This is a genomic window from Paenibacillus lentus, assembly GCF_042714055.1.
GTDB lineage: Bacteria > Bacillota > Bacilli > Paenibacillales > Paenibacillaceae > Fontibacillus > Fontibacillus lentus_A.
In genome coordinates, this window is the sequence record NZ_JBHGVC010000013.1 from 53731 (window position 1) to 77276 (window position 23546).

Here is a 23546-nt window from a genome sequence, read left to right on the forward strand (position 1 = left end):
ACGAAAACGATTTGGCGCTCATAAAAGTACATTTTGATCGGCTAAATGAAAAGGACGGTGCTCTTGTTATCATGATGAATCTCGAACGTTTGGACAACGTGGTGATGAACCATAAAAAGATTCGCCGCCTTAAGCGCAAATACAATCTCGTCGCCAAGGTGCGTCAGGCTAAACCTTATCGGAAAATGGCGCAGGCCACCCAGGAACATAAAACATCCACGAATCTGCTTCAGCGCCAGTTTGACCAAGGGGAACCGGAAAAAGTGCTGTTAACGGACATTACGTACCTCAAGTATAACAAGCTTATTCCTAAAATTTCCTGTTAAAGAGAATGGTTATATCTTCGGCTTTGGCGGCTTTAAACAATCCGAACAATTAGCCGAGTTATTAACGGAATTAGGCATTAAAAAAACGACTTTCACGGTCTAAGAGATACGCATGCATCATTTTTATTTGCTCAAGATATAGACATCGCTTATGTTTCCAAACGATTAGGACATATAAATATTCAAACCACACAGAATTATTATCTGGAATTAATGCCAGAAAAAAAGCACCAGCAAGATGCCGATGCCTTAAAGCTGATAAGTGCTTTATTAGGTTCAAGTTGATTTGAACCAACTTGAACCAAAAAACCTTTGTAAAATTTGGTGCAATAAGGAATTGATTAACGTTTTGAGCGTAGAGAGAACATTCCTTCAGTCACTATTCTTTAATCAGCGACAGGAACTCTGCTCTGGAAGCCGCATCGGAACGGAACGTTCCCCGTACAGCCGAGGTTACCGTCTTGCTTCCCGGCTTCTTGATGCCTCGGGCGCACATGCATAGATGCTCGCCTTCCACGACCACCATCACGCCCTGCGGCTTAAGCACCTCGTCCATAATGTCGGCGATTTGCGACGTAATGCGCTCCTGTACCTGCAATCGGCGGGTGACCGCTTCCACCAACCGGGCCAGTTTGCTAAGTCCGGCGATTCTGCCGCTCGGAATATAACCGATGTGCACTTTGCCGAAGAAAGGGGCCGTGTGGTGCTCGCATTGACTGTAGTACACGATATCCTTCACAATAACAAGCTCTTCATGGTTCTCTTCGAACGTAACTCCGAGCACGTCGCGGGGATCTACTTCGTAGCCGCCGTATATTTCTTCATACATCCGGGCTACCCGAGCCGGTGTATCAATAAGGCCTTCCCGTTCGACATCTTCACCAATCAGCTTCAATATTTCGCGAACATGGTGTTCAATCTTCTCCCGGTTGGCTCCAACCTGGGTATTTACATAATCTTTGACGCCTGCCACTCGCGCCTCCTCCTTCCTGTTCTCCCTGTTCAGGGAGCAGAGTGTGTTGTTTTGCTAAATATGAAGCCTATTATTTCTTCTTACGCCGGCCTTGCGGCTGGGACACACCCTGCTTCTTCATCATCTGCTGGGCGCGCTGCATTTGCTGCCCGTTCAAATTGTAGCCCATTTGCTTGGCCATCTTCTGAAGCATTTGCGGATCATTTTGCATCTTCATCAATTGTTTGCGCAAGTAAAATACGCCAATGAAGAAACCGCCGACCAAGCCGACGATCAGTGTAATAATAGGAATTACATAGTTCATAATTCAGCCACCCCTGTATAGTAATCAAATGTTTCATTCTTGTTGTGGTGTGCTATAAGCACCTCAAGCTATAATATCACTTCCGCAACATTCCTAGCAAATTAAATTGTTAAAAATTTAAGCCAATACCGCTTCGATAAAAGTCGTCGTTTCCACGGCAAGATCAACTTCCTTAACATCCAGCTCATCTCCTGATCCGCGAATGATGCGAATCACCGGACGCCCAGGCAGGCCTCGGTGCTGCCGAACAACGACGCCTGTCTCCTTTGTCGAAAGGCGAACGGCTGTGCCGTTCGGATATACCGAAATGATTCGGGTAAACTCGATCAGCACTTGATGATCGAGCTCATGCTCGGATGATGCCATCAGTTGTTCGCATGCTTCATGCGGAAGCAGCGGACGTCCGGTATTGCCGCCGCCACCGCCAACCAGATTATCATATTTGTTTGCAACGGCTACTATTTTAGGGAATAGATGAATGCTTTCGCTGTCCAACCCGCGTGGCAGCCCGCTGCCGTTCAAGCGTTCATGATGCTGGAGAGCAGTATGAGCGATCAGCAGATTAAATTCCCGTTTATTCTTCAGCACCTCGAACCCTCTCCAGGTGTGATGATGATCCGGCTCGTCCTCCGATGCCCCTTCCGGCAATGGATTCGCCTTGCCGATATCATGCAGCAAAGCGCCGATAGCCAAATCCTTGAGCTGGGAATAATTAAGCCCCATATTCAGTCCGATCATCGAGGAGAGCAGACATACATTGACCGCGTGAAGATAATCGTCATTGTCGGTCGTACGGATATCCGTCAGCTGAAGCAGCACGCCCCGGTGGCTCAACACATCCTCCAGCATTGCCTCTATGCTTACGCTTACTTTTTTTGTACTCCAATCTTTGCCGGATCTTACTGCTTCCAGCGTCTGGCTCATGTCTTTAAAGATCATGTCTTTCGTAGAATCACTAAGCACCTCTTCAATCTCAATGTCCTCGAAGTCAGGATCTTTGATGTAGAGCATAGTTACACCGATGCGCTTCAACGTATTAATCATGTAGACCGTAAGCTGGACTCCAGCCGACAGTAGCACCGTTCCATTAGAAGAATACACCGTTTTGCCAAGGTACTGCCCCGGTTCGATATCCTCAACACTCATGAATCTCATGAATTAATCCCCCTTGGCGATCATGTCGCCTTATATCAATATCCTACCCTGATTGTATCCCTCCAACGAAAGCAAGCTCTCTTTGATGGACAAGCCTCCTCCATATCCGACAAGCGCTCCGCCGGAGCCTATCACGCGATGGCAAGGGACGATAATCGGCAGCGGATTTTTGTTGTTGGCACCGCCAACAGCCCGAACCGCCTTAGGTTGACCGATATTCTCGGCGATCGACTTATAGGAAACTGCTGCGCCATAGGGAATATCAAGCAAGGCGGCCCATACTCTTCGCTGAAACTCCGTTCCCTGCAAATCCAAAGCCAGATCAAAGCTGTGACGCTCCCCGGCAAAATAAGCTCTAAGCTGCGAAACGGCAGGAGCTAACGGCTTCTCAGCACGAACATACCGGGCTCCAGGATAATAACGCTTAGCCCATTTTTCTAGAAAAGCAGCCCGATCCGCAAATGGGCCGAATTCAATATGGCACAGCCCCCGGTCGCTTGCGCAAAGCGTGAGGACACCAATTGGCGAATCCATCTCCGTGTAATACAGGCAACCCGGTTCTGCAGAGATTGATGCAGCTTCCTTTGCGCCAGGTTTTGCCTTCGCCTCTGTCTTGGAATTTGTATCTGCCTTAACACCAGCATTCGTTTTCATCTCAATCGCCGCCTTAGCCTCCAGTTTCACTTCTTCCCCCTGCAGCTTGCCCCTTGCGGTATGCAACCGTTCAAGCACCTCTTCGTCCTTCTCGGCAGAGATAGCCTCTGTTACAGCCTGAAGCGCCTCCTCCCCGCCGATACGGCTCAAACCCCAAGCGGCCGTCCCTCTTAAGACCGGTCTGGAATCATTTCGCATGATATCTATTAATTTCGGCACAGCGGCCTTATCTTTGAAGTTCCCCAACGCAATAACTGCATTTCTTTGGATAGGCTTCTTGCCTCTCCAGGCAGCCGCACTCGAACCGAAACGCTCCTTGAATTCCCGGTTGCTCAGTTCAAGAAGCGGAAGAAGAAGCGGTTTTACCGTCTCTGGATCAGGCTGTAATTCGGGACGATGACTCCATGACTTGCCTTTGTTCTTCGGACACACAATTTGGCAAGTATCGCAGCCGTACAGACGGTTGCCGATCTTTCTCATGAGCTCGTCCTCCAGGAAGCCCTTGGTTTGAGTGAGAAAAGAAACGCACCGCTGCGCGTTCAGCTCCCCGGGGCCGACCAAAGCACCTGTCGGACAGGAATCGATACATTTCGTGCATTCGCCGCAATCTTCCGTGACCGGCGTATCCGGTTCAAACGGAATATTCGTTATCAGCTCTCCAAGGTAAATCCACGATCCCCACTTCGGCGAAATCACCATGCAGTTTTTCGCCTTAAAGCCGATTCCGGCCCGTTCTGCCACAGCACGGTCTACTAATGCGCCCGTGTCTACCATGCTTTCAATCCGTGCTCCCTCTACTCGCTGCACGATGAATTCCTCTAACCGGGCCATCGCTTCCCGTAGCACGGCATGATAATCTTGGCCCCAAGCCGATCTGGCCAGAATCCCCCGGCGCAAGCCTGGCTCCGATTTTGGCGGGTTATTCAGCTTTGAGGGGTAGGCTACCGCAATAGAAATTAAAGAAGCCGGTCTTTCCAATGACAATTCAGGATATATCCGTTTATCGATATCCGGTTCTTCAAACCCGGATTCATAGCCTTTAGACCGACGATCCAGGAGCACATTCTTTAACGACAGGAACGGATCGGCAGAAGCGAATCCGATATCATCGATCCCCATGGAATATGCGGCATCCTTAATTTCCTGCTTCAGCCCAGCCCAATCCTTCGCTTTGCCCTGGCCGCCTTCAGCCCTTGGCCTCACTTCCGTCATCTCCGATCCCTCCTTAAATGTAATATGCTTGCTGCTCAGCAGGTTGTCCAGACCTTTACCGAGACAAGCGTTTGATCGCTTCCCTGGCCAAAAAGTCACAGTGATTATTCAACTCATTATCGCTGTGCCCCTTGACCTTAATATATTCCACCTGATGAATCTGCATCAGGCGCCATAATTCCTGCCACAGCTCCTGATTCTCGACCGGCTGATTTTTGCTGTTCTTCCAGCCATTTTTCAACCAGTTGCGAATCCAGCCCTGCTTAAAGCAGTTAACGACATAAGCGGAGTCGCTATATACTTTTACGCGGCACGGTTCCTTGAGCTGCTCTAAAGCAGAAATGACCGCCTGGATTTCCATGCGGTTATTCGTCGTTAGCGGCTCGCCGCCCGATAATTCCTTACGGTGGCCATTATACAATAGAACGGCCCCCCATCCTCCAGGACCGGGATTTCCGGAGCAGGCTCCATCGGTATAAATCGTAATTTCCTTCACGAAATATCCTCCATGCTGCTTATTTTACAACCCTCTTATTTTGGTGATGGGCCAGAACACGAACTCTGCACGTCCCACGATATCCTTCTTATGCACGCTTCCAAAGCTGCGGCTATCCTTACTGCGGCCATAGTGGCGGTTGTCGCCCATAACGAAGTATTCGTCATCCCCAAGCTGGATCTCGGCAAAATCCCGATCTTCGATTTGGACATCGGTATAAGGCTCGTTCTGGGCTTCCCCGTTTACATATAATACATGATTCTGAACCTCTATCGTGTCTCCAGGTACAGCGACGACCCGTTTAACGAGGTAATGCTTCTTATCAGGGCCTGTGCTGGGATCTTTAAGCACTACGACTTCTCCGCTCTGGGGCGATGCGAAATAATATACGATTTTATCCACGAAAAGCCGCTCCCGCTCTTCAAGCGTCGGCTGCATCGATTCACCCTTCACCATCGACAAATTAAACACAAACATATTCAGCAGCAGCATAATCAAAAACGCAATCGCGGCCGTCTTTCCTAAATCCCACAGCTCGCGAACCCATCTTTTCTGGAAAAAGCTCTGCTCAGCCTCTTCGGCAGTACGTTTCTCAGCTTCCATGTTATCCTTCTCTACCTCATTTCGCTTGCGAACATACTCCTGATTCTGTTGTTCTGATGGAATGACAGGCTTCATGTTGCACCTCTTTTATAGCGTAATCCGATTGAATCCATGCATTTAGGCGAGCACGCCCTGGCAATGGACATAATAATAGAAAAGCATATCTATCGCCCAAATGCAACGGACGGAAGATATGCTTCTTCATCACCTGAGATCATTATCCAATTTATCCGTCATACGGCATTGGATTTATTTATAGAACCTTACAGCGAACGGACTGCTGCGATACCCAATTTCTGGAACGCCTCCAGGAACTTGCTTGCTCCGTATCCCATCGCTTCATAGAGCGGCATGAGGGCCTTGTTATGCTCATCGCCAGCTACAACGATTCGGCGGATGTTGCGCTGCTGGAACCGTTGTTCCATAGCGTTAACCAGATTTTTGCCATACCCTTGACGACGATATTCGGGATGAACTGCAGTTCGATAAATGCAACCGAGATTTTGATCGATCGTTCCGATCAATACCCCTACAACTTCTTCATCGGCTTCTGCAATCATAATCAACTCCGAATCCCAGGACAATTGTCTGGCAAAAGCCCGCTTAGTGTCTTCGTAGCATTGTTCTGATAAGGCAACCTGCAAAAGCTCCATCACTTGATTGGCATCACTCAACTGGAAGGAACGAATACGCATGCTATGATCTCCCTTTTCCTTTGCTTGATAGATTCATGTAAAACACACGGTCCATTTTTACATCCAACGAATAATTAAATCTAGACAAAAAACGAGGAAAAACTCCTTACTTGTCCATTAAACCATAATAAACATGGAAATACACCATTTTTCTTCTGAAAGCGCTTTATATTAAGCGTTTACATTATTTATTGATAAAATTTATTCTAGTACTGGAAATGTAAGTGCATAATATAATGGAGTCTACCAAAATTAGGAATTGTTAATGTGAGGTTAAATGCGCGTCAATTGTTGCCATTTTTATGAAGAGAGTTTAAAACGAGAATTAAAAGCGAAGTTATCAACGTAATTCATGGTAAAAAGGCCTGTCACATATTATAACATACTCTGCCGGCCACTGTGGGGGATTCCTCCGGCCTTTTTCCTTCGATTGAAAATGACTGCTTCGGGTAATCTTAAAATAAATGACCTTGAAAGGAGGGACTACCTTGACCGACGACACGTCAAAGCAATTGACTAATGACCCAGAGGAGCTTTTGACGGCCAAGCAGGAGGTTGACAAGCAAAAAGCGCAGTTCAGCAGCTTCGTTCGCAGCGTGAGCGGAGATGCTCCAGCGGAGAAGGGACAAGTCGTTGAGCCGCAGCACCGGGAAACCGATCAACAGAATAACATGAAGGACGTAGAGAACCGGATGCTCGAATAAATGGAGTCGACAGAATTCAACAAAATTCAGTGAAACACGAAATAAGCAGACCAAGAACAATTCCTGGTCTGCTTTTATGGCTATCCTGCATGCTTCTCCCCAAAGTATTGATGAAGAATTTTCAAAAAAACGTTAGGGAACGCCAAATCGTTCATATCCTCGGCCGTAATCCAGCGATATTCCTCAGCCCGCTCCCCCTCATCATATGCGGCCTGTTCCTCGGCAACCGCTGTCTCCGCAAAGCCTGCCAATGCACTCAGAGCTGCGGCTTCCTGGAAACGAAACACACGCAAATACCAATGAATGTGGCTGAAAATATGCTCGGCCATCATGAACGGCCCCTCCGGCCGGACGTACGTCCCCTCGGCGGCCAGCGCTCCCGCCAGACGGCTCATCGCCGTACCGTCCGGCAGCCCGGCGCCCTCGCCGAGCTGGGCCGCCGCCGGAACATGGGGCAGCTCCCACATCCGTGCGAGCAGCCCCGTGTCCGGCCGCCGGCGTACGAGCACGCGTCCCTCCCTCTCTCCTTCGCCCTCCACGAGGGCGACGATCCGATATTCGGGACGCGGCGGCTTCGCCTTGCTCTTCACCGGCAGGCGAAGCTCGGCGCCCTCCAGGCGCGCCGCGCAATGCGCCATGACCGGGCAAGTCAGGCATTGCGGAGCCTTAGGGGAGCACACCAGTGCCCCCAGCTCCATTAACGCCTGATTGAAATCCGCTGCCCGGCCTGCCGGAATCAGCGACCCCGCGAGCCCTTCCATCAGCGCGCGCGTCCCCGTCTTCATTATATCTTCCTCGATGAAGAAATACCGGGACAGGACGCGCATCACATTGCCATCTACAGCCGGCTCCGGCTGGTTAAAAGCAATGCTTAGAATCGCCCCTGTCGTATAGGGGCCTACGCCCTTCAGCGCTGAGACCGAAGCCTTGTCGTTTGGCACCTGCCCTCCGTGCCGCTCCATCACCTGGCGGGCAGCAGCCTGCAAATTCCGGGCCCGGGAATAGTAGCCGAGCCCCTCCCAGCATTTCAGCACGTCCTCCTCCGGCGCTTCTGCCAGACGTGATATCGTCGGAAAACGCTCAATAAACCGGTGGAAATATGGAATCACCGTATCCACGCGGGTCTGCTGCAGCATGATTTCCGATATCCAAATATAATAAGGATCACGATGCCTGCGCCACGGTAAATCCCTCTTTGACCGCTCATACCAGGACAACAGCTCCGTACTGAAATACTCCCTGCTTTCCTTGCTCCATTTCTCTTCCATGATCACTGCTGCTCCCCTTTATTACACTTTCTCCACGACGACGAACGCCGAAGCAAGATGACGCTCATGCGTAATGCTAAGATGCACGGCATAGCCTGCCGGCCCACCCGCCAAACCTAAACGCTGCCATGCTTCCGGCTTCAAAATAACATGAGGCTTGCCGGAATCATCCGGCAGGATCGACATATCCGCAAAGCTGAGCTTCTTCCCGATCCCGCAGCCGAAGGCTTTGCTGAGCGCCTCTTTTGCCGCGAATCTTCCGGCCAGAAATTCAGCGGGACGTGCCGTACTGCCAGGCAGCTCACGCTCGGCTGGCGTCAGCACACGCTTCATCAGCCTGTCGCCGACAGCTCCATCCAGCATTTTTCGAATCCGCTCTATTTCAACTACATCATGACCTATGCCATATATCAACGACACCACTTCCTTCGAGAGGACTGTTTCACTTTCCTGCCAAGCCAGCTAACATAGCACATTCACATTGTATCAGGGTATGTGCGGTGAAGCGAGCTTCAGCAAGGGGCCAAAATCCTCCTCTGCCATCAACTCAAATTCAAGCTGTTTTGGACTCACAATGAATCTGATTCATTATGGTATAATAACACAAAATAAAGATTAACCTTCTCAAACCTGTCACGAAAGGATGCGTTTGAAAATGCCGATGGACTTCAATATTCCGCTGGAAGGCGGTCATATGCTGCGCTGTTCCCGATTCCCGGCCCAAGGGGAAGCAGCCAGCCTTATCGTTATCGCCCACGGGTACAAAGGCTTTAAAGACTGGGGCATGTTTCCTTACGTCGCTGAACAGCTTAGCAAGCATCATGAGGTGGTTACGTTCAACTTTTCCCACAATGGCGTCGGCGATGACCCCCTCGAATTCACAGAGCTCGAACGATTCGCGGTAAATACATATGAACGGGAGCTTAATGATATTGACTCGCTGATTGCTCATCTACGCCAGGAGGAGAAGCTGCGTTCCCTCCCGCTGTTTTTGCTCGGACACAGCCGGGGCGCTGGCGTCAGCCTCGTGTACGCTTTGGATCATTCGGATGCCGTAACCGGGGTTCTCTCCTGGAACGGAGTTACGAATCTAGATGTATTCAGCGATTCTCAAAAGCGGGAAATGCGCGAGAACGGACGGAGCTACGTCATGAACGGGCGGACTGGACAGCAAATGCCGCTGGACGTTGCCATCCTGGAGGATATGGATCGTCAGCACGAACGTTATAATATACTCGGCCGCATCTCCTCGGCCACCTTCAAGATCGCCCTCATTCAAGGCTTGGACGACGGAGCGCATCTGCGGCATGGCTCTAGTCAATTAGTATCCATCCGGCCGGACATTCCCTGGATTCATATTCCGGGAGGCAATCATACATTTAATGCCGTCCACCCCTTCCAAGGAACGACTGCGCCATTGGAGGAAGCACTCAAAGCAAGCTTGCTGTTTATTACTCAGACCTTATCCGCAACCAAATAAACAACAAAGAAGCCGGGCAATATCCACTCCAGCGGATAGCCCAGCTTCTCTACATACACAAATTCAATAATTATACAATGCTATTTAACCCGTTATATCCATACTACTCTACTCGTAACGCAATGCCTCAATCGGATGCAGCTTGGACGCCTTGTTGGCCGGGTACAATCCGAAGAAAATACCCACAGCCGCCGAAAATCCGAATGCTAGCAGAATAGCCCATAGAGATACAACGAACGGCCAGCCAGAAATCGCGGAGAATGCATAAGCTGCCCCTAATCCCAATAATGCTCCAGCGGTTCCTCCGATAAAGCAAAGCACAACCGCTTCAATCATAAATTGCAGCATGATCGTCCCCGGCGTGGCTCCAATCGCTTTGCGAATACCAATTTCACGGGTACGCTCCGTAACCGATACGAGCATGATGTTCATAACCCCGATCCCGCCGACCAGCAAGGAAATACCGGCAATGGAACCTATGATCGTCTGTAGAATAGAGAAGGTGCTCGATACCATCTGCTCCGCTTCCTTCCCGGTCTGAGACGAATAAGCGCTTTGATCCACGTTGTTCAAATCAGCCATCCACTTTTTCACCATCTTGACGGTCTCATCTATGTTTTCTGGGGACGAGGCAACGGCCTCCAACGCCTGGAACCGCTCGTTCTCTCCATTCTTCCCTGCAGGCATGGCAGTTATCGGAGCGAAGCCCGTGTATTGCTGTCCTTCAAACCCGCTCAGAATGGATTCCTGCGGCTTATAGACACCGATGATGCGGAACGTGCCTTCGGAAAGCACCAGCTTGCGTCCAACGGCTGCCCTTTCAGAGCCGTATACCTTGTCGGCAAATTTCTTATCCACCACGATCACCTTTTGCCTTCCCCGCTCCTCCTGGGAGGTGAAAAAGCGCCCGGCAACGACATCGATCTTCTGCATTTTATACGAATCGGAGGTCGTGGCCGTAACAGAAAAACGCAGCGTCTCTTTCTTATATTTCATCGTCATGGAAAATGGCAGGGATGAAGAAGCATACCGCACGCCATTCAGCTTTCGTATCTCCATTAAGTCGCGCATACGGAAATCGGTTTTTCCGTCGCCTTTACTCTCCATCGGGTTCTCGTAAATGACGAAATAGCCGTCTTCATAAACAGACACGATAGACAAAATCGAGCTCTGGCCGGCCTGGCCGATCGATACGACGGTAACCACCGCAGCTACACCGAACACGATGCCGATCATCGTGAGGAATGAACGGAGCTTGTTCAGCCGCAGATTGTCCAGCGCGACCCATATACTCTCCCATATGCTCATGTCCTCACACTTCCTTTACGCGTATCTTTGAGCATCTGACCGTCGCCAAAGAGCAGGATTCTGTCCGCATGCTCCGCAATATCAGGCTCGTGGGTAACCAGCACGATGGTCGTTCCTTCTTGATGAATCTCTTTAAAAAGCTGCATAATTTCATGGGATGATTTCGTATCCAGGTTCCCGGTAGGCTCATCCGCCAGCAGAATCGGGGCATTCATCGTCAAAGCCCTGGCGATCGCTACGCGCTGCCGCTGTCCGCCGGACAGCTCCGTAGGACGGTGCTTTACGCGTCCTTCCAGTCCAACCTTCTTAAGCAGCTCAAGCGCCCGCTCATTCCGCTGCTCGCGGCCAATTCCCGCATACATCATGGGGAGAGTCACATTTTGCAGTACGGTCTGTCTGCCGAGCAGGTTAAAGCTCTGAAAGACGAAGCCGATTTTACGATTGCGCACCCGCGCCAGATCCTCTTCATTCAGCGTATGAACCTCTTCGCCATCCAGCACATATTCCCCCGAAGAGGGCACATCAAGGCATCCTATAATATTCATCAGCGTAGATTTACCGGATCCCGAAGAGCCCATAATCGCAACGAACTCCCCCTGCTCCACCTTCAAATTAAGCGGCTGCAAAGCCTGTACCTCCAGCTCCCCGTTCTTGTAGATTTTCGAAATGTTCGTTAGGGTAATCATTGCAGCTTCACCTTGTCTCCGTCACTGAGCAGCTTTGCCCCTTCCGTTACGACTCTTTCCCCCTTTGCGGCGCCGGACACGATCTCGATATACTCTTCGTTCTCTTTGCCCGTTTCCACTTCGGTTTTTACCGCGATTCCATCCTCAATTTTAAATACATGGGCTTTATCACCTTCATATTGAACTGCGTCCAACGGAAGGAGCAGCCGCTCCTTGTCCGGTATTTCCAGCTCAATCGTGACATTATATCCGGGACGAAGCTCCGGAGTTATGCGACTTAACTCCACCGTCATTTCGACGGAAGCATCTTTAGAGGTTTGATCCGCCAGGATGGCGATCGGCGACATGTACGTAACCTCGCCTTCATAACTCTCGGCAATGGACTCGCCGGTAATTACCGCCTGCATGCCCACAAACACTTTACCCGAATCCAGTTCGTTAAGGTTGGATTTCACCTTATAAGAAGACAAATCCACAACGGTAGCGATGGGACTGCCTTCCGCAATCATCTGACCTGGATCTACGGAAACCTGAGTCAACACGCCTTCTTCCTGGGCATGTACAACGCGGTTGTTCAATCTTTTTTCCAGCGAAGCAATCGTCAGCTTACTGCTTTGAATCCGGAGATCAAAGGACGTTAAATCGAGATCCTCGATTTCCGCCGAAGGATCCTCGGTCATCTGCTGCTTGAACATATCGAAATGCTGCTTTTTGGCAGTCTGTCGTTCGGATTCAATCATCTCGAGGTTTAAACGTTCTTTGGCAATTTGCTCGTTGACGTCATCGATCTGCAGAGTCATCAAAACCTGTCCTTTTTGGATCGTATCTCCCTGCTTCACTTCAACCGTCTCAATGACCCCGTTGGTAGGCGAGTAAATATCCGTGCTTTTTCCCGCTTCCAATTTACCGCTAGTATAGATTTGTTCTGTGATTAGCCCCTCAAAAACCTCGGTCGTCTTCACGGCTACGGCCCGGTTCATATTCGCCATATTGGCGAGAATCAAAGCAATGATCACTAAGCCCAGTATGGCTCCCCAAAACCACTTTTTCTTAAACAAATTAATCACCCTATCCTATGTAATCAGACTGTTGGAGCGGTAAAAACTGTAATAAATGAGTAAATTAGCCAAACTATCACAATCCAAATCGCGATCTTCTTTCGGGAGCGTTTCATCATCGTTGCCGTTCCAACTATATACAGATACAAGCCCCATATCGTAAATGGATTAATTAACGAGAGAACGCGATACATTGTTCCGGTCTTATCCGCTACTAGCGCTCCGAGGCTGAGGTTAACATCGCTTAAGGATTGAGCGTCCATCATGACCAACAGCACGGCTGTCAATAATGCTCCGACCACGGTCGGCAGATTCGCAAAAGCGGCCACATTAACGAACTGGAGGTATTTGCCTTCACCGCGCACGACCAAGTTTAGTAATACCAGTAAAAGTGCAACAAGGAAAATCATGATAAGCGGGCCGATAATAGCGATGACATAGCTAATGGTAACGGTAAAGCCCGCCATTTGTTCAGCTTGGGCAGCATCGATATTCCCGGTTGCCATCATCGACTGTTTCGACACTTCTTTCAAGTAAGGCATTTGCAGGGAAATGGAAACAAGACCAAGGATAAGCGCTGTAATCGTAGGTAAAATCCAGGCCATCTTTTTGTCCCTTATTCTCTCGAAGGTCTCCCCTGGCGAAGTAAATATTGTTAGTAAATTTTTCAACCCTACTCCTCCTTTTCTTTAAAACAAAAATTTTCTGTTAAAATATACCATAATATTATCGAACACTCTAGCTATATATACGACTTAGTGTAAAAGAAAGATTCAATAAATTTTCATATGCGCTAACCTGACGCAAAATATGGCAAAAGCCCTATATTCCTTTATAAGGAAGCAGGGCTTCTGCCGCTTGCCGCATTATCGGCCTACCGCCGACAAGCAGGGCAACACCGCGAACCGCCGCCTAGATGCGCGGAATCGGACTGCGTTTATGTTCTGTTTTCTTAAAATGGGACTCCAGACGCTTCTGGCTGGCCGGATCAACGGTCTTCCCCTCCAAATAATCGCTATTATCTTCATAGCTGACGCCCATTTCCTGCTCATCGTTCTGTCCCGCCCATAAGCCGGCGGTTGGTGCTTTCTTAATAATGCCCTCCGGTACCCCAATAGACGCTGCAATTTGACGAATTTGGCGCTTATTCAATGAACTGAGCGGCATGACATCCACAGCTCCATCGCCCCATTTAGTATAAAATCCAGCAATAGATTCCGAGGCATGGTCGGTTCCAACGACAAGGAGATTAAGTTCGAAGGCCAAAGCATATTGCATGACCATTCTCGTACGAGCCTTCACATTCCCCTTGCCAGGTATGCTCAAATGCCTGAACTGGCCAATGCTTTTCATTCCGTGCTCCACTTCCAGGGCAATCTCATCTACCGTATCCTCGATATTCGTCTCCACCGTGTGAGTCAGTCCGAACGCCTTAGCTGTCTCATAGCTATGGTCAATATCCTCTTGCTCCCCGTAGGGCTGAAATACACCTAATGTCATATATTCCATGCCCGTTTCCTGGGTCAGTTCATCCGTCGCCCGTTTGCATAGTCCTGCGGCTACAGCACTGTCCAAGCCCCCGCTGATAGCAATTAAGAGCCCCGTGGCTCGTGCGCTCTTCACGTAATCCTTTAAAAATTGGACGCGCGTCGCAATCTCCTCATCCACATTAATACTCGGCTTTACCCCCAGCCGTTCAATGATCTCCTGCTGCAAGCTCATGGCCTCATCCCTCTTTTCTTCATGATATTAATGATGACATCTTCTGGCGCAGTTAGATGGATTTCATGCATCTATTTTTAGCTCGGCAGGGTGGTTTCGTGAAGTAATAGCATTTCATGTATCTAAATCACCCTTTTTCCGCTTTATAAACCTTCATCTTCATTCTAACTACATTAATTCCAACTATTTGGACATGCAGCAATAAAGTCGATCATTTAAATACAACAAATACAGTTAGTATAAAACGTACATTCATTTCCGAGCCATAAATTCCAAAAAAAAACCGCTAATCGGCAATTGCCAATATTAGCGGGGTGCTTCGTTTACCTTATCGGCAGAAACGGTCGAATGCACTGGTTAAGTCAGCCGCAATGTCCTCCGCCGAACGATCTTCAATTTGATGGCGCTCGATAAAGTGAACAAGCTCACCGTCCTTCAACAAAGCGATCGAAGGGGATGAAGGCGGGTACGGCGCAAAATATTCGCGGGCCTTAGCCGTCGCTTCCTTATCCTGTCCAGCAAACACCGTGTACAGATGATCCGGTGTCAAATCGTGCTCCAGCGCTCTGGCAACACCTGGACGGCATTGTCCCGCGGCACAACCGCACACCGAATTCACGACAACGAGTGCCGTTCCTTTCGCCGTCGGCAGCTTAGCTTCAACATCCTCCGGCGTTCTCAACTCCTGAACTCCCAATGAAGTCAGTTCATCTCTCATGGGCTGAACCATATCGCGCATATATTGGTCAAATGACATAGACATGTGCTTTCACTCCTTAAACAACTAATTGACACAGATTGTGACTTTTCTCTCATCTGTGTTCGGCTATATTTAATTATACATTCATAAGGGAGGAAAGCAACTTTTAGTCGAGCAATTCATCAGCTGTTTGCTTGCGAAAAGCTTGGATCGACCGGAAAAACGGAAATAAACGTCGTGCCGATCCCTTCCTTGGATCTTACAGTGATTTTACCACCATGGCGTTCCATAATGCTAAGGCATAACGGGAGCCCCAGACCCGTGCCCTTTACCTTCGTCGTGTAAAAAGGAGCGAAAAGCTTCTGCTGCTGAGCGGCGGAAATGCCGGCCCCCGTATCGATAACGTACAGCTTGACACCGTCCCCGTCCAGACTGGTTATTAGCGTAAGAAGCCCCTTCTCTCCCATCGCCTCCATGCCGTTTCTCGCCAAATTAAGAATCAACTGCTTAATTTCCTTCGCGTTAAGATATAGCAAAGGAACACGCTCGTCCAACTTGACCTCAATGCTCTGACCACGCAAATTGGCATCTGCCCAAAGTAAAGGCTTAAGCTCCTCGATAATATGATGCAAGCTGCAGAGCTCCTTCGTCACGAGCCGATTTTGCGCCAGAGCCAGAAAATCATTGATAATGCTGTTGGCGCGATCAAGCTCCTCCATCACAATCCGGTAATAATGATCGAGGTCGTTCGCGCTCTTCTCGCGCATCAGCTGCAGGAAGCCTCTGACCACCGCCATCGGATTGCGGATTTCATGCGTTATTCCTGCAGCCATCTGGCCGACAAGACTAAGCCGTTCTACATGGTTCAGTTCCATTCGCAGGGTCTCCAGCTCGGTAATGTCCTGCACGATAATGACGGCTCCGATCACTTCATTCGTATAGCCCTTAATGATCGGGGATGTGCTTGTAAAAAATACTTTATCCTCTCTTTGCAGCAGCTCGGTCGTCTTGGCGCCCCCCTCCAATGTCTTCCCGACGCGCATAGCGATCATTCCCAAATCAAATCCGCCGCACTCTCCGCCCAGCTTCCGGCCAATCAGCTCCTCCCTGGTCGCAGAAGGTTTGTCATTTCGGTATAATTGAAGAAATGTGTCGTTCACCGACAAAAGGCAGCCCTGTCGATCGATTAAAATGATATTCAACGGAGCGGCATCCATAATTTGCTGCAATTTATCCGCTTCCCCAAAATATTTGTTCGAAAGCTCCGCTACCTGACCATGCAGCTGCCCTTTCTCGATGGAGCTTGCCATATAATGGCTGAATAGGCTGCTCACGATAGCTGCAGCAGCCAAATGAATGATGACAGCCAAGATGAGAGAAAGCACTTGGGCCTGCTGAATGCTTCCAGACAACAACGGGGAGGCCAAAATCAACATTTGCCCGGCCGCAAACCAGAGAAACAGGTTTACCGCTTTGTCTTGACGCTGCATCTCCTTGAATCGCCCGGCAGACATCAGGATGAACGGAACCAATAGGAATCCAGTTTCGATCAGCCATCCAGTAAGGGTGTAATTTACGGCATACAGGGGAAATAAGGCAGCACGAAAGATGCCTATAGCTATCCCCTCCCGCAATCTGCCGTATAGCAATAATGCAAATAAGGGCATGCTCCCGAATTCCAGCGGAATCATATCCGGGTACGTTCGGGAGAACAAGGCGCAAAGCAGTATGCTAGCGGCACAAATCACCGCCAGTCCCAAAGAATAGGTTGATTTCGCGGCAGAATTGCCCGACATCCGCTTAAAGCCGCTGCATTTCTCGTATAATAACGGAAATAGAAATGCTGGCAAACTAGCAACTAAAATCTGCGTTACAATCTCTTTTACAGCATCCAAGTTCTCCCTCCTCAGGCGGAAGAATACAATACTCATTTCGATTAAAGCACAGCCGACAAAGTTTTACAATATTTCATGTTTAAAGAAATAAATTTCTGCGTATCTGTCTGAAAAATAGGATGAAAAGTGCAAATGAAAGGAACATAATTATGAAGAAATACGATGTGATCGTAATAGGAGGAGGCCCCTCGGGGTTAATGGCCTCCATAGCCGCGGCAGAGCAAGGTGCAGCCGTAGCGCTTCTAGACAAGGGGGACAAGCTGGGGCGCAAGCTCGGAATTTCCGGCGGCGGACGCTGTAATGTTACGAACGCGAAGGAAATCGACGAGTTAATTACGTATATTCCCGGAGGAGGGCGATTTCTTCACAGCGCCTTCTCTCTTTTCAGCAATCGCGACATTATCGCTTTTTTTGAAGGACTCGGCATTGCCCTCAAGGAAGAGGATAACGGAAGAATGTTTCCCGTGTCCGACAAGGCCAAAACCGTGGTCAATGCTCTAATCGGCAAGGCCAAATCGCTTGGCGTTAACCTTCTCGTGAATCATCCGGTTCAGGAAATAATGTATGGCCAGGAGGGAGTTGAGGGCGTGAAGCTGACTTCCGGTGATCTATACAAAGCCTCTGCGGTCATTGTAGCCACCGGCGGCAAATCAGTGCCGCATACCGGCTCTACCGGCGACGGCTACCCATGGGCTGAAGCAGCAGGCCATACGATTACGGAGCTGTATCCGACGGAGACGCCGATTGTTTCCAAGGAGCCCTTCATTACGAACCGAGAGCTCCAGGGTCTCTCTCTGCGAAATGTGAAGCTTTCCCTTCTAGATCCGAAGGGAAAGACCGTCGTAGCCCACCAAGGAGATATGATTTTCACTCATTTTGGCTTATCCGGGCCGATTGCACTTCGGTGCAGCGGATTTATCCGGGGCGTCAAGAAGAAGCACAATGTATCCCAGGTCGCCATGTCCATCGACCTGTTCCCTGACAAGAAGGGAAACGCATTAGAACATGATTTGCGCCAGCTTGCTGCGTCCGAGCCGAAAAAAGCGCTTAAAAATGTTTTTAAAGGCACCGTTCCCGAGCGGCTGCTTCCCCTGCTGTTCGAACGAGCTAGCCTTCCGGGGGAGACAACCTATGAACACTTGCCGAAGGAGGCTTGGCTGGCCTGGATTCAATTGCTCAAAAACTTTACGCTTCAGGCCAGTGGGACGCGTCCTTTTGAGGAAGCTTTTGTTACGGGGGGCGGCGTGCATTTGAAGGAGATCAACCCGAAAACGATGGGCTCCAAAATCATGCCCGGGCTGTACTTTTGCGGAGAGATACTGGATGTGCATGGGTATACCGGAGGCTACAACATTACGGCAGCCTTCGCAACCGGCTACACTGCAGGCCACCATGCAGGACAAGGGAAGTGAGCCAGGCTCGCTCCCGTTTCTAGCGTTGAAGCACTTTCCCGAGATATGGCATGAATAACACAAAGGCTGCAGGAACTGCCAACGCTATACCCCAAACTGCATCAAACAGGGAAACGCCCAGTCCGGCGCTAATTAATACGACCCCGGGCAGCAATAACAGCCGATTTGAAGGTGCTGCCGAGCGGAGCTTCAGCTCAGGACTCATCGGCAGCATGGCTATGAGATCCCTTTCCATGAAGTACATCCGATATCCGTTTAACCAGTAATGCAGCAAAAACATCAGTAAAATGAATACTATAATATTCGCCGGGAAGGGCGGAGCTGCCACAGCGGTTATTCCAACCCCTATAAATTGTATATACACGACAAGCTCTCTTCCGCGATAGAATGATTTCAGGGTCGCTTCGGCAACTCTATTCTCGGGCCTGCGGGATTTGAGCACCGGGTTTGAACGGCGGAAGATCCACGGACGCGTCCTTGCCTTTCGGGGACTGCTTACAGCTCCCGAAAGAATCATCCCCGTAAGCCTTGTCTTCTGAGATTCCTCCAAACGAATCTCTGCCTCAAATCGTCCAGCTGTATGCGTTCTGATTCGACCCAGCCAGACTGCAGTTATTAGTAAGATCAATATGATTAGGAGAGAAGCAACCGAGCTCTCATGCAGCATTAGCGACCAAGTAACGAACAGGCCTCCGAGGGCCAGCTGAGTCAGCGATTGGAATAGCGCCGTTCTCCAACGTGTGGTGAATATGCCTATCAAATTCTCGGAAAGCATCGCAACCGCCTTGATTCCTGTGATCATCGCGTATAGGAGCCATATTTCGGCTCCATCCATGGCATATCCCCGGAGGAGAACCGGAAGGAGAACGATGACAACGAGTCCCAATATCAGCGCTTGGGTTACTATGCTTGCCACGATGCCTCGCAATACGAGCCCCTTGTTCCATTGCCCGTTCTGCCGTAGAAACAGAACGTCAGCGTTCTCCTGATAGGTCATTAAACCGCCCCCGATATAGATAAGGAAATATAACAATATCGGGATGACCGCATAGGGAAGCTGCTGCAGCCAATCGGGCAGTTCATTCTCCCACAAGACATAGTAGCTTCGCCCAAATATCAGCATGGCCGGAACACCAATATAGAGCAGCACTACTGAATCCACTACCGAACGAATGACGCCGTATTGTTTGCTGAAGTGATCCTTCCAGCGTCTCTTGAAATAGCCGTTGATTTGACTCCCAAGTCCACTTTTTCCTGACATGTCACTCTCCTCTCCCCTTGCATTATTCAGCTAAAACATCAAAGCAATCAAACAATGAAGCCTCTGACATTCCTGCTGCAGCGCGAATTTCTCCCAATGTTCCCCGTGCAGCGATGCTTCCCTGCGAGATTAGAACAAAGTCATCGCAGATCCGCTCCGCCGTATCAAGCACATGCGTCGACATGAGAATTCCGGCTCCACGCTGCCGTTCCTCCTCCAGCAGGCCCAGGAAATCCTTGATTGCACGTGGGTCAAGGCCAATAAATGGCTCGTCTACAATATAAATATCAGGACGGTTCAGGAAGCCGATCATCAGCATCATTTTCTGCCGCATGCCTTTGGAGAATCCCCCTGGCAAATGATGCCGTACCTCAGTCATCCTAAACCTTTGCAGCAAACGCTCACCTTCCAGCTTTAGCTCCTGCTGCCCCATTCCGTAAACTGCAGCTGCCAAATCCAGATGCTCCCACAAGGTCAGATTTTCGTAAAATACCGGGTGTTCAGGAATATAAGCATATTGCTCGCAGCCCTCCTTGAAGCGAACAGATGCTTCCGCATAGGGGACGATGCCTAAAATGGCCTTCAGTACCGTGCTTTTCCCTGCCCCGTTCGCTCCTATTAATCCCGTAAGCTTGCCTGGACGGATCGCCAGGGAAACGTCCTTGACCTTAGGATCTCCGACCTCGTATCCCGCTTCGCTTATATCCACTTCAAGCAAGGTTTCCATACAGCCCCAGCCCTTTCCGTTATCTCTTAGTCTAGAAGTATATACGTAATAAACGGCTAGCCTGTTCCGTATAATAGCACTTTGATAATGGGACACGACTCTGAAGGCAGGACATATTACGTCCCGAATTTTGGATATTAGATGAACTTTTCGGATTTTATTCAAGTTTTAAATATGAAAACCGTAAATTGTGATAAATTATATTTTTAAAAAATCTGCGATCTCCTAACATGATAAGTGTGGGGCAATCGCAATGTGATTCTACTTACTATGGCAGCATGTAAAATATAGATTAAGGCGGGATGATGATGTTGAAGACCGAGGAACGCGGAACCGATTTATCACTGCACTTGTACCGGGTATTTTCCAAGTCTTTTAAAAGTGTCAATGAGCATGCCGTAACGGGAAGCAAAATTCAGGGCTTCAATCCGACAGCCTTTGCCGTTATGGAGGTGCTCTACTACAAAGGGCCCCAGCCCATTCAGCAAATCGGAGCCAAGCTGCTGCTGCAGAGCGGCAACGTCACTTATGTGATCGACAAGCTGGAGGCGGCAGGCTTCCTGCAGCGGCAGCCTTGTCCAAGGGATCGGCGGGTCATATTTGCCGAACTGACGCCTAAGGGCAAAGAGCTGATGAACAAGCTGTACCCGGAATTTTCGGAGCGGATTGACTATGCTCTGAGCGGACTAGATAACGATGAGAAGCAATTGATGATTACACTGCTTAAAAAAATGGGACGGGAAGCCGAAAAACTGGCACCGCTCGCACGCAAATAGCTTATGTAGCGTTCATAATTATACGCAAAAAGGCTGCATCCTTCCGGTTAGAAGGAGCAGCCTTTTTTATGCTATGGTGTTGTTCCTTAAGATGGATTGGTAATTCGGTGAAGCGCCTGCGCGCACTCATGAATATGCCGCACATAATCCTCGGTCAGATTCTGGATCTGCTCGGACTGCTCATTTACCGTCAAGCCTTCCCGCTCAACGTCCACCAGCTCTACCTTGACTTCCCGCCGATCCTGATATGAGCATTGAAAGTCAAACGAGTAATCCTGGCGCCCCTCCGCATCGATATGTATCCGCAAGCCGTAGGGGTCAGCAAGATCAGCCTGAACTATGGTCGTATCGCCAGGATTGAGATATTCAGGCAAGTGCTCCTGCCAAGCGTTAGCCAGAGTGGCTTGATCCACGTTCCAATCCTCATTCATCGTAACACCTCCCCTTTCCTGTTAAGGTACGGAGATGATGCCGCTTTTATACATCCGCATTTTCTTCTTCGGCTTCAGGCGCACGGTTCCGCAGGCCGAATACCGAGAGCACGCCGATGATCGCAATTACAGCCATCACGATAAACAGCGTATGCAGGCTATTCTGCAAAACATGCTTCAGCTCGCTCCATAGTTCAGGGGACAGCTTATGCACTTTTTCCGGGGATAGCAAATTGTTGATGTCTTCCTGAGATACCTGAAACCCGGAAGGCGTGCCGGCCGCCGTCTGAGCAACGATCCGCAAATTAATCAGCGTGCCGAATACGGCAACCCCGATCGTCTGTCCGATCGATTTCGTAAAGGTATTCAAGGCATTCGAGGCTCCCCGCAGGCTATAGCCGACCGAGGATTGCGCAATAATTGTAAATACCGTAAAAGAGAAGCCAAAGCCGATCCCGTACATCGCGTTGAAGAACAGCAGCAGATACAGCGGCGTATTCTCGGTAACAAAGGCGATACCCAGCGCCCCGATTGCGATGATGACCATTCCGATCAAGGACGTGTAGCGGGAGCCCTTGCTAATAATCCAGCGCGCCCCGTATACGGAGCCAAACAGCCAGCCGATCGACATCGGCGCCAGAATGAGTCCGGACATCGTGGCGTTCTCCCCCCGCACTCCTTGTATCCAAAGCGGCAAATAGGAGGTAAGACCGATCAGCAGCCCACTGGCCAATAGACTTGCTATGTTAGAGTAGGCAATGTCCCGTACCTTGAACAGCTTTAAAGGTACAAGCGGTTCATCCGCCCGGTTCTCTATGAAAAGGAACAGGATGAGCGATAGCACGGCGACCGCAAAAATTGCTATCAACCACGGAGACGTCCAGGCGAACTGCTGCCCGCCCGTAGCGAGCCCGAAAAGCAGCGCCGTCACGCCGATGGTAAAGGTTATCGCGCCGGCAATATCAATTTTTACCTTGCGCTTCTCAATGTTTTCATGCAGATACTTCATTATAAATAACAACGACAACAGGCCGAATGGCACGTTAAAGCCGAAAATCCACCGCCAATTGAAGGCGTCGACGACATAACCGCCGAGCAGCGGTCCCACAAGAGAGGAAACTCCCCATACGGAGCTGATCAAGGCCTGAACCTTCGCTCTTTCCTCGATCGAATAAATATCGCCGATGATCGTAAACGTAACCGGAATCAGCGCACCGGCTCCGATCCCCTGCAGCGCACGGAACACAATCAGCTGTTCCATACTCTGCGAGAGCCCGGATAGCAATGATCCCGCCAAAAATAACAAAGACCCGATAATAAATACGGGCTTCCTGCCATAAAGATCGCTCATTTTTCCAAAGATTGGAGTTGAGACAGCCATCGTTAGAAGATAGGCAGTAAATACCCAGCTCAGCAGAGCTACCCCGCCCAAGTCCCCGACGATTCGCGGGCCTGCGGGGCCAATGACCGTGCCTTCGATGGCCGCAAGAAAAGTAGACAGCATTAAGCCGGCCAAAATATAATTTCGCTTCAATGGCGTGTACAAACGAATGACTTCCTTTCTATAACCAGCTTGTTTGCGGTACGATCAACAGCTTGCTCTGAGTATGGATCGTCACTAAATCCGTCTTTTTAAACGACCCCTCAAATGAAAGTCCGTAAGCTAATAGTATAAAGGAAGCTCATATAAAAAGGAAGAA

At 49.6% G+C, this 23546-nt stretch carries 26 protein-coding genes; 6 read left to right on the top strand and 20 right to left on the bottom strand.

Annotation, left to right across the window (positions count from 1 at the left end):
* Window positions 1–11: 11 nt before the first annotated feature.
* A complete protein-coding gene (locus ACE3MQ_RS22510; protein WP_379396943.1) occupies window positions 12–326 on the top strand; it encodes an IS3 family transposase in 315 nt (104 codons plus the stop codon).
* A 138-nt stretch (window positions 327–464) separates the two neighbouring features.
* Window positions 465–611 (top strand): hypothetical protein, encoded by a 147-nt coding sequence (locus ACE3MQ_RS22515; RefSeq protein WP_379397110.1) that lies wholly within the window; start codon window positions 465–467, stop codon window positions 609–611.
* 94 nt (window positions 612–705) lie between these two features.
* Here ACE3MQ_RS22515 and folE read toward each other — a convergent pair whose 3' ends face one another.
* From folE to ACE3MQ_RS22550, 7 genes are all read right to left on the bottom strand, one after another.
* Window positions 706–1299, bottom strand: a complete 594-nt coding sequence (gene folE, locus ACE3MQ_RS22520; RefSeq protein ID WP_213595010.1) for a GTP cyclohydrolase I FolE — start codon at window positions 1297–1299, stop codon at window positions 706–708.
* A 70-nt stretch (window positions 1300–1369) separates the two neighbouring features.
* Window positions 1370–1603 carry a YneF family protein gene (locus ACE3MQ_RS22525; RefSeq protein WP_379396946.1) on the bottom strand — a complete coding sequence of 78 codons (234 nt, stop codon included), beginning with the start codon at window positions 1601–1603 and terminating at the stop codon, window positions 1370–1372.
* A gap of 117 nt (window positions 1604–1720) precedes the next feature.
* On the bottom strand, window positions 1721–2758 hold the full coding sequence (locus ACE3MQ_RS22530) for an HD-GYP domain-containing protein (protein ID WP_379396948.1): 1038 nt from the start codon (window positions 2756–2758) through the stop codon (window positions 1721–1723).
* A 30-nt stretch (window positions 2759–2788) separates the two neighbouring features.
* Complete coding sequence (gene queG / locus ACE3MQ_RS22535; protein ID WP_379396950.1) at window positions 2789–4624, bottom strand: tRNA epoxyqueuosine(34) reductase QueG; 1836 nt, start codon at window positions 4622–4624, stop codon at window positions 2789–2791.
* A 55-nt stretch (window positions 4625–4679) separates the two neighbouring features.
* Window positions 4680–5120 (bottom strand): ribonuclease HI, encoded by a 441-nt coding sequence (gene rnhA / locus ACE3MQ_RS22540; protein WP_379396952.1) that lies wholly within the window; start codon window positions 5118–5120, stop codon window positions 4680–4682.
* 24 nt (window positions 5121–5144) lie between these two features.
* Window positions 5145–5798 carry a signal peptidase I gene (gene lepB, locus ACE3MQ_RS22545; protein WP_379396954.1) on the bottom strand — a complete coding sequence of 218 codons (654 nt, stop codon included), beginning with the start codon at window positions 5796–5798 and terminating at the stop codon, window positions 5145–5147.
* 188 nt (window positions 5799–5986) lie between these two features.
* The gene (locus ACE3MQ_RS22550; RefSeq protein WP_379396956.1) at window positions 5987–6418 is read right to left on the bottom strand and encodes a GNAT family N-acetyltransferase; all 432 of its coding nucleotides are present in this window, start codon (window positions 6416–6418) and stop codon (window positions 5987–5989) included.
* A gap of 488 nt (window positions 6419–6906) precedes the next feature.
* Here ACE3MQ_RS22550 and ACE3MQ_RS22555 point away from each other — a divergent pair, with 488 nt between their 5' ends.
* Window positions 6907–7122: a hypothetical protein gene (locus tag ACE3MQ_RS22555; protein WP_379396958.1), complete on the top strand. Its 216-nt coding sequence runs from the start codon at window positions 6907–6909 to the stop codon at window positions 7120–7122.
* Between the two features lie 80 nt (window positions 7123–7202).
* On the opposite strand, the gene mutY is transcribed toward ACE3MQ_RS22555, so the two are convergent.
* Both mutY and acpS read right to left on the bottom strand, forming a co-directional pair.
* Window positions 7203–8390: an A/G-specific adenine glycosylase gene (gene mutY / locus ACE3MQ_RS22560; RefSeq protein ID WP_379396960.1), complete on the bottom strand. Its 1188-nt coding sequence runs from the start codon at window positions 8388–8390 to the stop codon at window positions 7203–7205.
* Between the two features lie 21 nt (window positions 8391–8411).
* Window positions 8412–8804: a holo-ACP synthase gene (acpS, locus tag ACE3MQ_RS22565; RefSeq protein WP_379396962.1), complete on the bottom strand. Its 393-nt coding sequence runs from the start codon at window positions 8802–8804 to the stop codon at window positions 8412–8414.
* 241 nt (window positions 8805–9045) lie between these two features.
* Between acpS and ACE3MQ_RS22570 the strand changes: the two genes are divergently transcribed.
* On the top strand, window positions 9046–9870 hold the full coding sequence (locus tag ACE3MQ_RS22570) for an alpha/beta hydrolase (protein WP_379396964.1): 825 nt from the start codon (window positions 9046–9048) through the stop codon (window positions 9868–9870).
* A gap of 108 nt (window positions 9871–9978) precedes the next feature.
* Here the strand turns inward: ACE3MQ_RS22570 and ACE3MQ_RS22575 are convergent, their stop codons facing one another.
* The 7 genes from ACE3MQ_RS22575 to ACE3MQ_RS22605 all read right to left on the bottom strand — a co-directional run bounded on the left by ACE3MQ_RS22575 (window position 9979) and on the right by ACE3MQ_RS22605 (window position 17239).
* Window positions 9979–11178: an ABC transporter permease gene (locus tag ACE3MQ_RS22575; protein WP_379396966.1), complete on the bottom strand. Its 1200-nt coding sequence runs from the start codon at window positions 11176–11178 to the stop codon at window positions 9979–9981.
* Window positions 11175–11864, bottom strand: a complete 690-nt coding sequence (locus ACE3MQ_RS22580; protein WP_379396969.1) for an ABC transporter ATP-binding protein — start codon at window positions 11862–11864, stop codon at window positions 11175–11177. The genes ACE3MQ_RS22575 and ACE3MQ_RS22580 overlap by 4 nt, the downstream gene beginning before the upstream one ends.
* Window positions 11861–12931 carry an efflux RND transporter periplasmic adaptor subunit gene (locus ACE3MQ_RS22585; RefSeq protein WP_379396971.1) on the bottom strand — a complete coding sequence of 357 codons (1071 nt, stop codon included), beginning with the start codon at window positions 12929–12931 and terminating at the stop codon, window positions 11861–11863. Before ACE3MQ_RS22585 ends, ACE3MQ_RS22580 begins: the two co-directional genes overlap by 4 nt.
* A gap of 14 nt (window positions 12932–12945) precedes the next feature.
* Window positions 12946–13593 (bottom strand): Yip1 family protein, encoded by a 648-nt coding sequence (locus ACE3MQ_RS22590; protein ID WP_379396973.1) that lies wholly within the window; start codon window positions 13591–13593, stop codon window positions 12946–12948.
* A gap of 241 nt (window positions 13594–13834) precedes the next feature.
* Complete coding sequence (nadE, locus tag ACE3MQ_RS22595) at window positions 13835–14644, bottom strand: ammonia-dependent NAD(+) synthetase (RefSeq protein WP_379396976.1); 810 nt, start codon at window positions 14642–14644, stop codon at window positions 13835–13837.
* A gap of 328 nt (window positions 14645–14972) precedes the next feature.
* A complete protein-coding gene (locus ACE3MQ_RS22600) occupies window positions 14973–15407 on the bottom strand; it encodes a BrxA/BrxB family bacilliredoxin (RefSeq protein WP_379396978.1) in 435 nt (144 codons plus the stop codon).
* Window positions 15408–15526: 119 nt separating this feature from the next.
* On the bottom strand, window positions 15527–17239 hold the full coding sequence (locus ACE3MQ_RS22605) for an ATP-binding protein (protein ID WP_379396980.1): 1713 nt from the start codon (window positions 17237–17239) through the stop codon (window positions 15527–15529).
* Window positions 17240–17388: 149 nt separating this feature from the next.
* On the opposite strand from ACE3MQ_RS22605, the gene ACE3MQ_RS22610 reads away from it, so the two are divergent.
* The gene (locus ACE3MQ_RS22610; RefSeq protein ID WP_379396982.1) at window positions 17389–18651 is read left to right on the top strand and encodes a BaiN/RdsA family NAD(P)/FAD-dependent oxidoreductase; all 1263 of its coding nucleotides are present in this window, start codon (window positions 17389–17391) and stop codon (window positions 18649–18651) included.
* 19 nt (window positions 18652–18670) lie between these two features.
* On the opposite strand, the gene ACE3MQ_RS22615 is transcribed toward ACE3MQ_RS22610, so the two are convergent.
* Window positions 18671–19912, bottom strand: a complete 1242-nt coding sequence (locus ACE3MQ_RS22615; protein WP_379396984.1) for an ABC transporter permease — start codon at window positions 19910–19912, stop codon at window positions 18671–18673.
* 22 nt (window positions 19913–19934) lie between these two features.
* Window positions 19935–20639 carry an ABC transporter ATP-binding protein gene (locus ACE3MQ_RS22620; RefSeq protein ID WP_379396986.1) on the bottom strand — a complete coding sequence of 235 codons (705 nt, stop codon included), beginning with the start codon at window positions 20637–20639 and terminating at the stop codon, window positions 19935–19937.
* 308 nt (window positions 20640–20947) lie between these two features.
* On the opposite strand from ACE3MQ_RS22620, the gene ACE3MQ_RS22625 reads away from it, so the two are divergent.
* The gene (locus tag ACE3MQ_RS22625) at window positions 20948–21415 is read left to right on the top strand and encodes a MarR family winged helix-turn-helix transcriptional regulator (RefSeq protein WP_110930362.1); all 468 of its coding nucleotides are present in this window, start codon (window positions 20948–20950) and stop codon (window positions 21413–21415) included.
* Window positions 21416–21501: 86 nt separating this feature from the next.
* Here ACE3MQ_RS22625 and ACE3MQ_RS22630 read toward each other — a convergent pair whose 3' ends face one another.
* Together ACE3MQ_RS22630 and ACE3MQ_RS22635 are read right to left on the bottom strand one after the other, a co-directional pair.
* Entirely contained in the window at window positions 21502–21846 is a 345-nt protein-coding gene (locus ACE3MQ_RS22630; RefSeq protein WP_379396989.1) for a hypothetical protein, read from the bottom strand.
* Between the two features lie 46 nt (window positions 21847–21892).
* Window positions 21893–23350 (bottom strand): MDR family MFS transporter, encoded by a 1458-nt coding sequence (locus ACE3MQ_RS22635; RefSeq protein ID WP_379397112.1) that lies wholly within the window; start codon window positions 23348–23350, stop codon window positions 21893–21895.
* Between the last annotated feature and the right edge of the window lie 196 nt (window positions 23351–23546).

Coding starts and splice junctions, on each gene's coding strand:
- ACE3MQ_RS22530 (WP_379396948.1), bottom strand. CDS start 2,758: ATGAGATTCATGAGTGTTGAGGATATCGAACCGGGGCAGTACCTTGGC.
- ACE3MQ_RS22615 (WP_379396984.1), bottom strand. CDS start 19,912: ATGTCAGGAAAAAGTGGACTTGGGAGTCAAATCAACGGCTATTTCAAG.
- ACE3MQ_RS22575 (WP_379396966.1), bottom strand. CDS start 11,178: ATGAGCATATGGGAGAGTATATGGGTCGCGCTGGACAATCTGCGGCTG.
- queG (WP_379396950.1), bottom strand. CDS start 4,624: ATGACGGAAGTGAGGCCAAGGGCTGAAGGCGGCCAGGGCAAAGCGAAG.
- ACE3MQ_RS22610 (WP_379396982.1), top strand. CDS start 17,389: ATGAAGAAATACGATGTGATCGTAATAGGAGGAGGCCCCTCGGGGTTA.
- ACE3MQ_RS22620 (WP_379396986.1), bottom strand. CDS start 20,639: ATGGAAACCTTGCTTGAAGTGGATATAAGCGAAGCGGGATACGAGGTC.
- ACE3MQ_RS22600 (WP_379396978.1), bottom strand. CDS start 15,407: ATGTCTATGTCATTTGACCAATATATGCGCGATATGGTTCAGCCCATG.
- ACE3MQ_RS22635 (WP_379397112.1), bottom strand. CDS start 23,350: ATGCTGTCTACTTTTCTTGCGGCCATCGAAGGCACGGTCATTGGCCCC.
- ACE3MQ_RS22550 (WP_379396956.1), bottom strand. CDS start 6,418: ATGCGTATTCGTTCCTTCCAGTTGAGTGATGCCAATCAAGTGATGGAG.
- ACE3MQ_RS22580 (WP_379396969.1), bottom strand. CDS start 11,864: ATGATTACCCTAACGAACATTTCGAAAATCTACAAGAACGGGGAGCTG.
- ACE3MQ_RS22630 (WP_379396989.1), bottom strand. CDS start 21,846: ATGAATGAGGATTGGAACGTGGATCAAGCCACTCTGGCTAACGCTTGG.
- lepB (WP_379396954.1), bottom strand. CDS start 5,798: ATGAAGCCTGTCATTCCATCAGAACAACAGAATCAGGAGTATGTTCGC.
- mutY (WP_379396960.1), bottom strand. CDS start 8,390: ATGGAAGAGAAATGGAGCAAGGAAAGCAGGGAGTATTTCAGTACGGAG.
- ACE3MQ_RS22525 (WP_379396946.1), bottom strand. CDS start 1,603: ATGAACTATGTAATTCCTATTATTACACTGATCGTCGGCTTGGTCGGC.
- nadE (WP_379396976.1), bottom strand. CDS start 14,644: ATGAGCTTGCAGCAGGAGATCATTGAACGGCTGGGGGTAAAGCCGAGT.
- ACE3MQ_RS22570 (WP_379396964.1), top strand. CDS start 9,046: ATGCCGATGGACTTCAATATTCCGCTGGAAGGCGGTCATATGCTGCGC.
- ACE3MQ_RS22625 (WP_110930362.1), top strand. CDS start 20,948: ATGTTGAAGACCGAGGAACGCGGAACCGATTTATCACTGCACTTGTAC.